Genomic DNA, 14281 nt, shown 5'->3' on the forward strand with positions numbered 1-14281 from the left:
TGCGTCACTCCCACTACTCCCGCCCCTGCTCCTTATCAATCTTCTTCTTCAGATTTTTGATATGCCCCTTCTGCATCTCAACCCCCTGATCAAACTCCGCCCGGTCAATATCTCCCCGCCGTAGCTGTCGTTTCAGATTATCCAGCCCGGTACGAATCTCCCGCTCATACCGTTGATTCTCCAGCGCCTGCATCGCCTTATTGGCCCTGGTATTCTGGCCACGGGCCTTGATGCCGAGACTGTTAATAATCTCTGTAGCCCGGTCATAAGGCTTATTGGTCATGGACTGCAACCCGCCATCGGGGCGATTCACCACCCGGTTCCAGGCATGAGTACCGGGCAAAATGGGCCAGTTGGGCATCATCGCCTGATAGGCGTAATGGGCCATCTTGCCTGCCTTCTCCATCCCGGTATCACTCAGTTCATTGGTGATCGGCTGGCCGGTGAAACTGCTCTTATTGGTGAACAGCAACTCAATGGCCGTCACCAGCGGGCCGCCCCACTGCACCACCACCGGCACCTCAATGGCTCCGTGGCCAGCGGTCTCGGTGACATCGCCGCCGGGCAGGTCACGGGTAATATCAATAAACATCGGGTCGCCGTAAAAATCTCGCATCGGCAGCCGTATCGCCTTTCTAACGCCCAACCGAATATCCCGGCCAAACAGATTCACTTTCTCAATACCGGGAATACCAATGGACGAATTACCCTGCAAATGCTTCGGCAGCGCCCGGTACTCCTCCTCCTCATCGCCTCCGGTCAGGGCATAGGCCGCCATAATCATCGCCTCGGCAATGGTAATGTACTTGGCCAGCTTCCAGGGCCGCTTGCGGGCAGCGTCCGCCAGCAGGGGAATGATCCGGTAGTTATAACTGAGGAACGGCATAATGGTCTGACGCAGGCTATTGATCCAGGGAGCCCGAATATCGTAATCAATAAACTGCTTACGGGCCGCCAGTGCTGCCTCGGCGGGGGAATCCCCGATCCGGGTCCGTTTCAGGTACACCGCCATCCGGAACAGGTCGTCCTCTAACTGGTAAAGCTGTGTCGCCTTGCTGTCCGCCGTTCTCAGCGCCTGCCCCACCTTGTCCAGCGCGGCAAACAACGCCATCTTCTGCCGGGCCGGTTGTGGCACCGTATGGACATTGGCCGCCCGCAACTCCCGCAACAGGGGCGTCAGGTACTTCTCCCGCAACTCCACCTCGGCCATACTGCTGCCAAACACCCCGTAATCCTCCGCCTCCACCAACCGTTCATCCCGGTCTTTCATGGACTTCAGGGCATCCCATATATCGGCAAAACGCACGTCCAGCAGATCGGCCAGCACAAAGTTACTCATAATATTATTCATGTGCGTCACCGGGGAACGGGCGGTCTTGTTCAGCTTGTACTGGCTCATCAGCCAGCGCCAGGTGGTCGGCTTGTTCAGCTCCATGATCTCATTCAGGTCTTTCCAGATTTCGGACCGGACCAGATAGCCCGACTCCTTGACCGGCTTGCCATCCTCGCCAAACGTACCGGCCAGCCTGCCCCACTGGTACGCCTTAGCCTTCTTGATCATGGTGGTGGGCACCCGGACCCACTCATGCTCCACCAGAGCCAGGGTATTCCACCGTGACCGTGGGTTGGTCCAGTTCAGGGTTTCCAGATTCTCCGCCGTGGCCTCTACCGCCCACTCTTCTTTCTCAGAAATATCCTTATAGAAATGCCCCATGGCCAGATCATTGGCCATGGTATGGAAGGTCCGGGCCACCGCATAGCGCAGGTCAAAAATCTCCCCCATCTGCTCCCGCTCGGCTCGGGTATAGTCCCGGTACAGATAAAGCTGGTTCTTGCCAGGGCTCTCACGCACCGCCCGCACCTTCATGGCTGGCTGCTCTGTGTAGGTGCTGAAGGCGTCCGGTATCGCCACCCCTTCAGGCCAGTACACCCGGTGGGCCACCTTGCCATCGCTGCGGACCTTCTCCAGCACTGTCAACGTCACCCCTTCCAGGTTGGGATTATTGGCCTTGACCTGCTGTGCATACCAGTCAGGGGCGTGCTTATTGATCTCACTGAGCACTTTATTAAGGGATTCCGCCCTGAACTTGCCCCGCCCCTTGAAGGTATCCGCATGAACCTTCTTGCGCCGTGCCCGCATCCGGCTATCAAACCACCGTTGCAGCCGGGACTGGTCAAAATGCTCATGGGTGAAATAACTGCGATGGAGATAGAACCCCTTGTGGCGCTCAAACGCCTCACGGGTAATCCAGCCATATTCGACGGCCAGCTCGCCCATTTTCTTCATCACGTCCTTGACCGGCTCACTCAGCTCTTGCAGCCGGGGATCGGCGTCGGCCACATCGCCCACTACCCAGTCGTACATCAACTTTGACTCACGGGCATTAATCCCGCTCTGATACAATCCGTCGATCAGCTTCATGCCCTCACGGACCCAACGGTTCGCCTCCCCCTTGCGCTGGGCATCCCGCACCTTATAGTCCTCGGGCACATTCTTCTGATCCACCATCCCCCAGGCTGCCGCCTCGCCCATGGTGTGCAGCCATTTACTGAACGAGCCTTTTTCCGCCTCGCCCAGTTTATCGTACCGGCTGCTGCCCCACTCGATCACCTTCTCTGTGCCTTTGTAGAGCGGATTGTAGCGGTTGCGCTCATCCACCCCGCCCAACAGCCGGAAAGGCAGGCGGAACAGCTTGTCCATCCAGCCCACGTCGTCGCGCATATCCGGGTTCAGTTGCGGTTGCTGGTTCATCTGGCGGGCGAACAGGGGTTGGCCTTTGTGCAGGGCGAGATTTTTCAGGCCATCGTTGAGCATGACACCGTGGACCGGTCGGGTTGTGGTGTTCTCAGTATTGAACGGGTCGCCCTTGCCGTGCAGCACCTCGACGGTTTCTACCTTGGCTCCGTAGCCCTTGACCTGCTTCTTGACGCCGGAGGGCAGGGTGTTGTTATAAACACCTTTGTAGAAGTCGCCGCCTACCCAGATGGGATCGTCCAGTTTCGCTTGCAGATCGTAGTTTTCCTTAATGTACTGTTCAGCTTGATACGCACTCAACCCGGTCACATCCAGTTGCAGGCCCAGATCGTCCAAAGCGATATTGACCTTTTCCAGTAGCTCGGGAGCATGGGGTGCCAATAATTCTGCCATTTGCAAGGCACTCAAGTCCTGCCCCCTTTTTTTTGCACTGTAATAGCTTAGCTCTGAAGGTTTATCCTCATACCAATACAGATTGAACCTGACAACATTATCATTATTTATTTCAATTCCGACGGCGACATGCTGAACTTGGTACAACCGCCGGTTCTTCAACGCCACCTGCTCCCCGGTGGCCCAACTTACCCCGTCATATCCATTCTCGGCGGCAAAGCGCAGCATCCGTTTCCAGGCCAGTACCGGCCAGCTTTTGCGGAAGGGCGGGTCCATTACGTTCTTGTCTCGGTTGTAAGCGTCCTCAAACGTCTTTCGCGTAACAACCTCACTGGACACCAAATAATCGAGATCCCTTTGCAGCCGGTCAAGCACCCGCTGAGCCTCTGCGGCTTCCTGGTGGTTAAGGTGGCGTTTCATCCGGCGTCGTTCCTGCTGCATCTGCCGCTCCTTGCGAGCCATCAGCCGTCGCAGGGTCTTGCTTGTCCGCTCCAGTCTCTGGGTCTCCCGGCGGCTGATTCTCTGTGAACTCCGGTTGGCGTTCTGGTTCCAGTCTGACTGGATTTCCTCAATATGGAGCATTTTCTTACCGTCCGGGGTCATTCGGTCCACAGTCAGGGTAAACAGCACCGTATTATCCTGTTCAAAGTGGTTATGCCCGTATTGTAAAGGCTGTGTCAGGTACTCTGGCTTATTCTTCAGATACTCATAGGCTTTCTTAATCAGCGCCCGGCCACTGGTATCACTCACCGGCAGCATCACCTCTAAACTGCCGTTATGGCGCAGCACCAACTCTGGCTTTCCCGCCTTTTTGCGCAACCACTTGGCGTCGGATTCGGTGGGCATGGCCTCGCTCTCATCGGCAAACCCGATATGCCAGTTGCGGGGCACGTGGCCATTCCTCAAATAGCGCAGGGAAGTGTCGTAAATGTCCGGTTTCAGGCTACCGCCGGTCAGCACCTCGGGCATATACAGGACAAAATTGCGGTAACTACTCCGCTGCGCTTTATCCATCTCATAAGCATCTTCCACCGAGCTGGTGAACCACCGGGTCGGCTTATTCCCGTTGCCGGATATTTCATCACCGATCACCTCCCGCAACACCACCTCCCGATCATTCACATAGCGGGTGATCTCCTCACGGGTTACGGGTTTGTTCTTCCGGTCTTGCAGATACTCCGTCAGCCCGATCCAGTCCATCTCCTCCTGTTTCATCAGGGGCGACTTGAGCATAAACTTCAGAAACTGCTCCCCTGTCCCCCGCTCCATGGGCAACAGCCAGACGTTACGCTTCAGGGCGGAATAAAATACCTCCGCTGTCGGCTCCTGCCCATTTTGGCGCTCCATCTCCGGGTCCAGCCCCAACCGGACCGCCTCCCGGCCTTTCTTACCCACCGGCTCCCGAGCCCCCCGCCGCGCCTCAGTCAACAACCCATGAATATCGTTCTTCGTCCACCGCAACGACGGCACCAGCCGACGCATCACCCGCCGCAGTTTCGCCACCGCCCGCCGGAACCACCCCGCCTCGGGCAAATGCTCGGCGTAATGGGCCAGCACTTCCTCCACCGCTTCCAGGTAATCCTCCCGCTTGTTGAGATTCAACTCATACCCGTCCGCGATCCGCTTCAGGTCATCGGCGGGAATATCCCGGCCAATCTGGCGCAAGGTACGGTTCAACAGGGCCGGGTCTTTCAGGAAGCGACGCAGCCCGTAATGGGTCGCCTCATGGATCAGCTTACGCCGGGCCTCGGCAGGGTTGGCCAGATGATCGGCCACCATCCAGAACGTGCCCTGCTTGCCGGTATCCGGGTCATACACCGCCTGAATACCATCGGCACCATCGGAATGCTGCCCGGCCTTGGCCAGCACATGCTCCGGCAGCTCATTGACGCTCTGCACCACCCGCACCTTCGGCTTAAAGGCTCGGGCGGTATCGGCAATGGCACTTTTCACCCGGCTGGCTTTCATAGGTCGCTTGGGCTTATCCGTGCGACTGAACCGCACCTGGCTATCGTCCGGGTTCTGCCGCCCCAACGCCTGATCCAGCACCGGCTTCAGGGTGCGGGGAATAAACAGCGGTTCCAGGGTCATAAACTGCGCCAGCGCCGCCTCGGCCTTATCATTCCCCACCGTCACCCGCATGGTCTCGCCCCGGCTGACAAAATCGCCGGTGATCGCCAGCAGCTCCTGGTTACCCCAAATATCGTGACCGGCCCTTTTCGACTTGGGGGCCACCAGTTCCACGCTGTCGGCGTTCAGCGCCACATAAGCACCCTTGCGACGGGTACGCAGGCCGATCCGCAGGGCATCGCCGCCTACCTCACGGGCCTTGGCGATATAGGCCATCACCTCGGTCATGCTCTGAAGGTTGACGGTATCCTTAACATCCGTGGCCGGGTCAAAATTCCGTGGCAACAGATACCCCTGCTGCACCTTGCCGTGTTCATCGGTATAGCTGACCACCTGCCCCCGGCGCTCGGACTCCATCACCCCTTGCAGCAGGTTCTCGGTGATCATATAGCGTTCTTCCCGGTTACCGCCCCGGTTCTCGCCGGTAAAAATCTCTTCGGGCCGGATCTCATGGGCACTTAACTGGCCCATAAACAGCCGGTCGCCCGCCTCCCCCGACAACAGCTTGGACAGGGGCAACTGCACCTGACGCACGACATTATTCACCAAAAACCGGACACTGAGCTTGGAGGGCGAAAACGGATTCCCCTGGCCGTTGCTGTGGCGATACTGAATACCGGTCACCACGGCCACCGTGGGCGTCCCTTCCAGACGAATCCGGGTCCAGCTTCCCAAGGTCATCTGCGGCAACCAGTAATTGGTCAACTGCTGCTCCTGCCGGTCATACTGCTCCTTCTGCCCCTTCAGCTTCATCAGTTCAGCAGACAGTTGTGACCGTTTCTTATCGTCAAGCTGCTCCGGGTTCTCCAGCTGCTGAACAATACGGCTTATCTTGTCCTCAATCTTGCGGATATACCCCTTGTCCTGCCCCATCTCGGCCACCAGTTCATGCAACTGCTGGCTGGCGCTTTTCTCTGCGGTGGCCTTGTCCACTGCCGCCTGCACCTCATCGTGACGGGGAGGCTTGCCCTGTAGCTTGACGTTGAGCTTGTCCTGCATGACCGGCGCAGAAAACACACTGCTCCCCGGCTTTTTGGGCACCAGTTCCCGGCGTTCCAGCACACGGGCATCGAGATCGAGCACCTTGGGTTTCAACTCGTTCTGGTGGGTCTTGTCCAGGAACTCAATGTACTCCTGATAGACCGGCTCCACCTCTTCGTAAACCTGCTCCTGAAACGCCACCGGCATCAGGCTCAAGCGGTTGTAGAACTTCTTGGCCAAATCCTGTGGCACCGCCCCGTCCGATACGGAGAACCCGGTATCCGCGACAATATCCGGGCGTGACAACAAAAAGTCCCGGACAATCTCATCCCCGTACTTATTGAGCATATCCACCACCTGCTTCAGGGAGTTATCGCTCTCGGTATCGGAGGAGGTATTGGCGTTCAGGCTCTGCATCTTCATGGCCAGAATGGCCGCCAGCCGCTTCTCGGCGGGCAGCGTCAGTTGCAGCAGGGTATAGAGGGGCAATTGCACCTGCCCATGGCGGTTAATGCGCCCGAGCATCTGCATAAACTGGTTAATGTCCAGGTCCGCCTCCAGCACAATCATGTGGCGCACCTTCTGGTCGGCAAACTTCTCCGAGGCGTGCATGGACAGCCCGGTGGAACCGGAGCGGTTGACGATCAGGGCATCCAGCTCGCCGCTGTTATAGCTCTGGACAATCCCGGTCTTATTCGTATCGGTGCGCGGTTCCAGCCAGGTCTTGCCGTCCCGTTGCTGAAACAGCCACTGCCTGCCGGTGATCTCCCCCACCCGAAGACCCGCATCGGTCAGCTTCTGGTACAGGTAATCAATGGGCGAACCGGGCAGGTCATCGGTAACGGAGCGGGCTTCCTCAATGCTCTGATAAACCTCGTTATACAGCTCCCGAGTCGCCGGATTCAGCTCCGCCATAGGCACCATCACCTTCATCTCTTTACCGGTGCGGTCCCTGATGGTCACCGTGCGGGAGCGATCCACCATCCGCTCCAGGACATGATGAAAGCCAAAATCGTCCACCTCATTGCCCGCTGTCAGCTTGCGCTTGCTGACAAAATCATCATGGAACGAGCCAAAGGTCTTATCCACCACCAGAAACGGCTTCTCGCCCCGCTTGAAAGCCGCAATCGCCTCATCCACCGCCACATCGAGCTTGGTCAGGTAGAGCATATTGGCAATGGCGTTATGGCTCACGGAGGTAAACGGCGCGGCATTGACGGTGGTAGACGCCTTGTTATTGCCGGAGCCACTGGCCGAACCGCCGGTCTCCTTCTGAAGTTTCTGCTTGATGGCCTTCACGTCCAGATTCAAAAAGGCGCTGTTGGCATGGACCACGCCACGCAGAATGCCGGTCAGCGTGTCCGCCACCTGCACCTGCCGGGCTTTCTCCACGGCACTGTCATGGCCGAGGATCTTGGTCTTGAACTCGATCCCCTTAAACGACCGCTCCCGGCGGAACAACTGCCCCTCACGGGCGAGCATATTGGAGACAATGGTTTGCAGGGGCAGGCCACCGGTCTGCATAATATCGGGCAGATCGCTGACATTAGTCACCGCCTGGCCGAGCGAAGTCACCCCATAAAGCGGCACGTTATCCGGGCGTTTAGCCCAGGTGGCCGACAAAAACACCGTCCCCCTGGCCTGCTGCACCAGATCCCGAAAATAGGTGCCGGTATTGGAATCCCCCGCCGCCTTATGGGCTTCATCCATCACCAGCAGGGCGTTATCCATAATATTGCCCAGCGCCCGCTGCTGGCGGTTGCTCATCTTGTTGAGCTGCGGATAGCTGACAAACACCGCATTGGTGCCCTCGGGCAATCGCCCTTTCTTTTCCAGCAACTCCAGGGCATGGCGTCGGGCACTGCCACGGCGGGAAAACAGCGTTTCTTTCTCACCCAGGGCATTCTCCACCTCGATGCCCCGGTTCTCGTTAAAAATAAATGGCTTGATCCGGGTCTCGCCAATATCGGTCAAATCCCGCCACATATCGTTATACAGGGCCGGGTCTACCGTGATAAACACCGGCGTCAGCTCATGCTCCAGGGCATAACGGAGAATGGCCGCCGCCTGTCGCCCCTTGCCCACGCCGGTCTGATCGGCAATCACCACCGCCTGTCCCCGCTTGATATTGAAAATCGAGGCCGCCACGGCATCCACCTGAAGCCCCATCAACCCTTTATGCAGGTCGTTGACCGAGCCATAGCCCAACTGCTCGGCAACAAACGCATCCAGGGACGTACCTAACTGTGTTTGCAGGCTGGACAGGGCTTCATGGATCGCCTCGCCCAGATTACGGGGGGTCAGGATGCCCTCATTAAAGCCCGCTGACGTGGCCTGATAAGGCACCTGATAGTCGGAGGCTAACGCAGCATTGGCAGCCAGTTGCTCAGCGTTTGCTCTTGCAGATTCCGCCTGGCTTCCGCTTTTTGGATCGGTGTTTTTACGTCCTCCCGGTCCCACTGAATCTGTTGCACCAGCATCGCCAGCTTCTCGCTCTGTTCCAGCGCCATCCCGGCGGCTCCCGGCTCGTCCAGACTGGCCAGTTCCCGCACCTGTGTCTGTGCCTCGGCCCACTCCTGCTCCGTCGCGTTGGCCAGCAGCATCTCCAGCCTCATCTCCAGTTTTTCCCGCAGCAATGCGGGGGTCATTGCTTCGCCCACCGCCTTGTGGACCGTCATCAGTGCCCGGTGCGGGCTGGTTGTCGGTGCCCAGAACTCCGTTGTCTGATTCATTTCCCTGCGAATATCGTTGATAACGCTCATACAATCCTTCCCAACTATCAATCCGTTCTACCGTACCATTGGGCGGTGCAAATTTCTCCGACTTCACCCGCCCGTCAATCACCAGCATCCGCACCGGCCACTTGGCCCCCATGCGCTCGTACAGCTTGCCATCCACCTCAAAGTGATCCACCACGTTATAGTGGGAATAGAGCCAGTTAAAGAACGGACGCTCACTGTCGGTCATCCCGCCCCGTTCTTTGGTGGCCCCGACAATCAGCACGGCTTTCCCGTCGTCCTTCATGGCGTCCAGGGCTTCGGCGGCCAACTGGTGATCCAGCTTGACGATCTGATACCCGTCCTTCTCGATGGGTTTGGCCAGCTTGGCAAAAGGCGGATTCACCAGCACCCGGTCCACCTTTTTGCCGCCGGTAATCTGCTGGATATTGCCCACGGCATTGAGGTTGGACACGGTAAAGCCGTTATGCCGCAAATTCTGCACCCGCAACGGGTCCAGCTCATTGACAATGGCCTTCTCCCGGTTGGCACCGGCCAGCAGGGCACCGTTACCGGCGGTATTGTCCAGGCTGGAATGCTTATGGGTGAGCATCGTATAGGCCGAGGCGATCCACGACAGCGGAGCCGGGGTGGAATACGCCTGACGTTCCACGGAATCGGAAGTGCGCACATTAAGCAGGGGCAGTTGCTGATACATGCGCACCACCCGGTCAAAATGATCCTTGACAAACGCCTTGCCCACCAACGGCCCAATGGCGGTGGTCATGGCCGCCTCGGTCAACTCCTGATAATGCTTCAAGTCAGCGTCGGCAATATCACGAACCTGAATCCCTTGTTGGTCGGCAATAAACTGTTTCAGTGCCCGGTTGTTCTCGAAACCGCCGGTTTTCAGCCGCTCGGCCAGGGCGTTGATCAGGTTGGCGTCGGAGTGGGCCTCTGGTTCGGCGTCGGTTTCTTCGGACTCGTACAGGCTGTCCATATCGAACTCGGCCACGGTTTCCGTATCGTCCATGGCGTGGCGAAGCTCTTTCGGGGTATGGGGACTGCTTTTCAGACTGCCATACAACTCTTGAAGCAGAGGCTCAATACGCTCACCCAGGGCATCCAGCATCGAATCTGCCCAGTCGGCAAACTTGAGATAGCCTTTTTCCAGGTAAATCCTGCCCAGTTTTGCCCCCTGGGCCATCAGTTTGGCGGTGGCCACGGGGTCAATGTTCATCCCCAGGGTGCCACCCTTGCCAAAGGAGTCATCCATCAGGTCTTTCATATCCTGAAGGACTTTCTGTTCTTCCTCGGACAGTTCAGCGCGTTTCTTATTGCGTTTCTTGCTACGCAGGGTGCGTTGTTTGGGTTTGGCCGTGGGTTGGTCAGTTTTGGCTTCAGGTTGGTCAGTATTCTCGGGTGCACCAGTCGCGCTCCCGGCGCTTGGTGGCACTTCCCCCGTCCTGGGGGTCGGGTCTTGTGGAGCCTGATCAGCGGTTTCAGGCTCCTGAACTGGCGTTTGAACTGGCGTTGTGGCGGTTTCCGGCTCCGCTACGGGTTCTTTATCCGCTGAAGGCTCTTGCCCGGCTGAAGGCTCTGGCACATTCGGCGGCACTGGGTCAGCAGAATCACCATCAAACAGGTAAGACTCCGCATGGTCCCGGTCCGCCGGACTCATATTGTCGGCCTGCATGGCCCGGAACATCCGCCCGTTAAACTCATCGCCCCGACTGTCGGCCTCGGCACTGGCATTGTCGATCAGCCACTGGTTAATGCGCTTGCGGGTTTTCTTCAACTGGCCCTTGTTGCCGGTGCCAACCCTTGGGAATGCGGTGGTCTTGCGCCCAGTGCGGGTATCGGCCTGCTGCCCTTCGCTCAGGCCAGACACGGTATCGCCGTAGCTCCAGTCCTGGTTTTGGGGGTAGGTGGGTTGTGTGTTTCGGGTTGTGGGTTGTGGGTTTTGGGTTGTGGGTTCTGTGGTGAGTGATTCGGTTGACCCTGCCTCATTATCTGGTAGGGTAGAGTGATCCCCCCCGGTCTGTGGGTCAGCCTCCTCCGTGGCCTCCAGGCGATCACCCAACTGACCCTCAGTACCGGACGGGGAACCATCTTCCTCTTGTGCCACCGTGTCAGGTTCCGACTGCCCATCCAACGGTGCTACCGCCCGTTCATCCGCCGGTACTGCCTCTGCTGCCGGTTCAGCTCCTATAGTTTCAATGGGTCGTTCACTGCCCGTCGCAGCCTCGGGGTCAGTCTCGACTCCTTGAGTGTCCCCAGGCTGCGAATCTTCTTCTTCAGTCTTTTCCGTAACAGTCGCTTCCTGAGCCAGATCACCGTCGCTCTCCCCGGTGGTTTCTTCTCCCACCTCATCGGCCATTTCCTCCGAGCCTTCGGGAACCTCCGGCGGCGTATCACTCTCCCCGGTATCCACCACCTTATCCAGCACCGACTTTTCCATTTCCAGATCGTGCTGACGGTCTTTCAATTCCTCCAGTTCCTGCTCAATATCGGCCACGGTGTCCGCCGGTTCCCCATTCTTCAGGGCATCGTCCCGGCGCTTTTTCACCGCATCCATGGCCTGCTGATTGGTGTCCATCTCATTGACCACTTGATTCAGCTTTTTATTGACCCTTTTTACCCCGATGGCCGCTGCCCCGGCGGAGACAAAGAAGCCGAGAATACTGCCCACTTCGCCGCCGATAATGGTTTCGTCAGTGATCGGTCTGCGGTCGGGGTCATAGCCCACCACATCACTGGCGATCAGGTTCTGCGCCACCGATTGCAGCACCTCGGTAGTGGCTTCTTCCACCGAACCCCAGGCACCTTCTTTGGCAATATGCTTGATGTTCTTGCGGATACCGCCCTGGGTTATCCGGTCTATCCGGTTAAAAATGCGCCAGATCGAAAACCCTTCAGTGACTGCACCCTGAATGCCGTTGTACAGGGCGACCATCTTGCGTTCCTCAAGATCGGCCTCCAGTCCCTGTTCATCCACGGTACGCAAATAGTCCTCCACCCCTTCAACGCTGATGGTCGTGCCACCCATCACGGCACCACCAATGGCCGCTGGCAACTTCAGCAACCGGCCAAAGGCACCCCCGGCCAGCGTACCGGCAATGGAACCGGCCCCGTCGGACAGATGGCTGGTCAGGTCATTGTTATAGGCCGGGTTGATCTGGAAATTATCCAGCACCCATTCATCCAGCGCCCGTCCCGCCTGATAATAGGGGTGTAACTCCGGGTCATAGCCATCCACCGTGGCACTGCCAAACTCCGCCAACGCCTTGGGAATACTGCTGACCACCCGCATGGCACCCCGGACAAACCGGCTGGTCTTGTCCTCGGCCTGGGAACGCAGGTAATCATTTTCGTCAAAGGTCTCCTGCCCGTAGCGCGGGGCGTCACCCTTGAGCACATAGCGCATGGCCTCCTCGGGACTCATGGCCTTGCTTTGGGGGGCGTGTTGTTCGGCGTTCTCGACGCTGTCACTGGTGAGGTTTTGCGAAGTGGTACTGTGCTGCTCATCCTGCCCGTCCCCGTTCTCGGGAAACATGGCATCGAGCTGTTCCGGTGTGTACATAGGTGGTCAATCCCTGACTGAAAAAAATCCTGAGTGGAGGTTACCGGACAACGGTCCGTGTCACTAGCGTTGCTTGGCCTGTAAGTTCTGCCTAATAAACCGCCCCAGCTCGGCAATACTGGTCGGGTTACGGCCATACACCGCCCGGAAATCGGCAGCCGGGCCACTGGTCGCTGCCAAAAAACCCTCCTGATGCTTCCTGAACTCGCGTATATAGTCCCGTGCGCCGGTAAAGCCCGAACCGATCATATCCACCAGGGGGGTAATGCTGTTGGTGGGTATCTGCACTGTGGACGGTGGTGTTTTGTCCTCTCCCCCTGCTGCCGGTTTGGGTTCTGGCTTGGTTTCCGGCTTCCCCTGCCCTTTCTTCATCTCAGCATCCCAGGTCTGCTGCCCAAACGTCCTGATAAACCGCTCCTGCTGCACCGGGTTTTTGGCGGCATTACGCACGATGGTTTGCTGCTGTTCGGGTCTGAGTTGATAGAAGTCGGTATATTGGCCGTTGTCGCCTGCTGGCTTATTACTCCCGGCGGGTTTATCCGCTGCCCCCATACCGCCTTTTGCTGCGGGCGACTCTTCCGTCTTCGTCGTGCCGGTCATGCCCAGGTATTGCCGTACCCTGGTAGCCGCGTCCTTGCTCTCGGCCTTCAGCTTCTCTACCCGGTTGCGGATCATGTCGTTGTTTGGCCCACCAAACCATGAGGTCACCCCTTCCTGTGTTAGCTGTGCCTCTGCTTCGGTCCACAACTCCTTTTCCGTAAGCTGCCTGCCTTCCCGGTAGATAATCCCCACCAATGCCGGTGCCGACAACGTGTAAGCGCTTTCCTTGAGTAACTGATCGGCCAGTTCCACCGCTTGCGTGTACTGCACCTTGTTCTCTTCACTGTCGAAAATGGCGATACCATCATCGTTCAGGCTGCCGCCGTACAAAATCCGGGCTGCCTTTTGCACCGCTTCTTCGTAGGCTCTTTTATCGGGATGCTTAATGCCACCATTGACCCCGGCGGCTGCGTTTTTGGCATTCTGCACGGCCAGCCCATCACTGCCCATGACATTATGCTTGCCCCCGTTCAACCCTTCCTGGTAGACAATGCTCCCCTCCCGCTTAATCGCCCCATACCGCTCCGGCAACTTACCCCCAAGCTCCAGAATCCGGCCCTCAATATAATTCACCAGATCAAAGCCTTTCGGGTGCTGCATGACAAAATCAATGGCCTGATCGCCGCCAATGGCCATAAACGGGTCTTTGGGGTCTGCCGAGCGGTTTTGTGACAGATAACTCTGGCTCTTGCTGCCATCGGGCAAAGTACTCTCCACCCCGAAAAACATCTTTTCCCAACTGTCCGGCGCTCGGGTATCCGGGCTCATCATCGCCCCTGCCGGTGTCACAGACGTAATGCGCTTTCCCTCGCCCACTTCCTCCGGCAATATCTTATTCAACCCGTCAACAATGGCCTGCTGGGCAATGGACTGGTTTTTCGGGTTACTGGCAAAATGGAGCAAACCCTGAAGTTTCTGCACCGTAAAGGCGTTCTCCTGAGCCTTAATGTCATTATCGAGCTTGCTCATGGTGCGCTCATGCTGCGCCTCCTGCATCCCGAGCAATTTATTCCGGTACTCCTTCTTATCCTTACGGTCATAAAAATCATTGACCATGCCAAAGCCACGGGCAAAGCCCCCGGCAAAGGCGTCAGCGCCTGATCCGTTCATAAAATATTCCTT

At 57.7% G+C, this 14281-nt stretch carries 2 protein-coding genes; both read right to left on the minus strand.

Annotation, left to right across the window (positions count from 1 at the left end; genetic code table 11):
- Window positions 1-13: 13 nt before the first annotated feature.
- Entirely contained in the window at window positions 14-12559 is a 12546-nt protein-coding gene (locus ACO6UX_RS01380; RefSeq protein ID WP_422444160.1) for a strawberry notch C-terminal domain-containing protein, read from the minus strand.
- A 63-nt stretch (window positions 12560-12622) separates the two neighbouring features.
- Window positions 12623-14269: a hypothetical protein gene (locus tag ACO6UX_RS01385; RefSeq protein ID WP_422444162.1), complete on the minus strand. Its 1647-nt coding sequence runs from the start codon at window positions 14267-14269 to the stop codon at window positions 12623-12625.
- Between the last annotated feature and the right edge of the window lie 12 nt (window positions 14270-14281).

The organism is Endozoicomonas sp. ALB091 (assembly GCF_049310265.1).
In the GTDB taxonomy this organism is placed as follows: Bacteria; Pseudomonadota; Gammaproteobacteria; order Pseudomonadales; family Endozoicomonadaceae; genus Endozoicomonas.

Coding starts and splice junctions, on each gene's coding strand:
- ACO6UX_RS01380 (WP_422444160.1), bottom strand. CDS start 12,559: ATGTACACACCGGAACAGCTCGATGCCATGTTTCCCGAGAACGGGGAC.
- ACO6UX_RS01385 (WP_422444162.1), bottom strand. CDS start 14,269: ATGAACGGATCAGGCGCTGACGCCTTTGCCGGGGGCTTTGCCCGTGGC.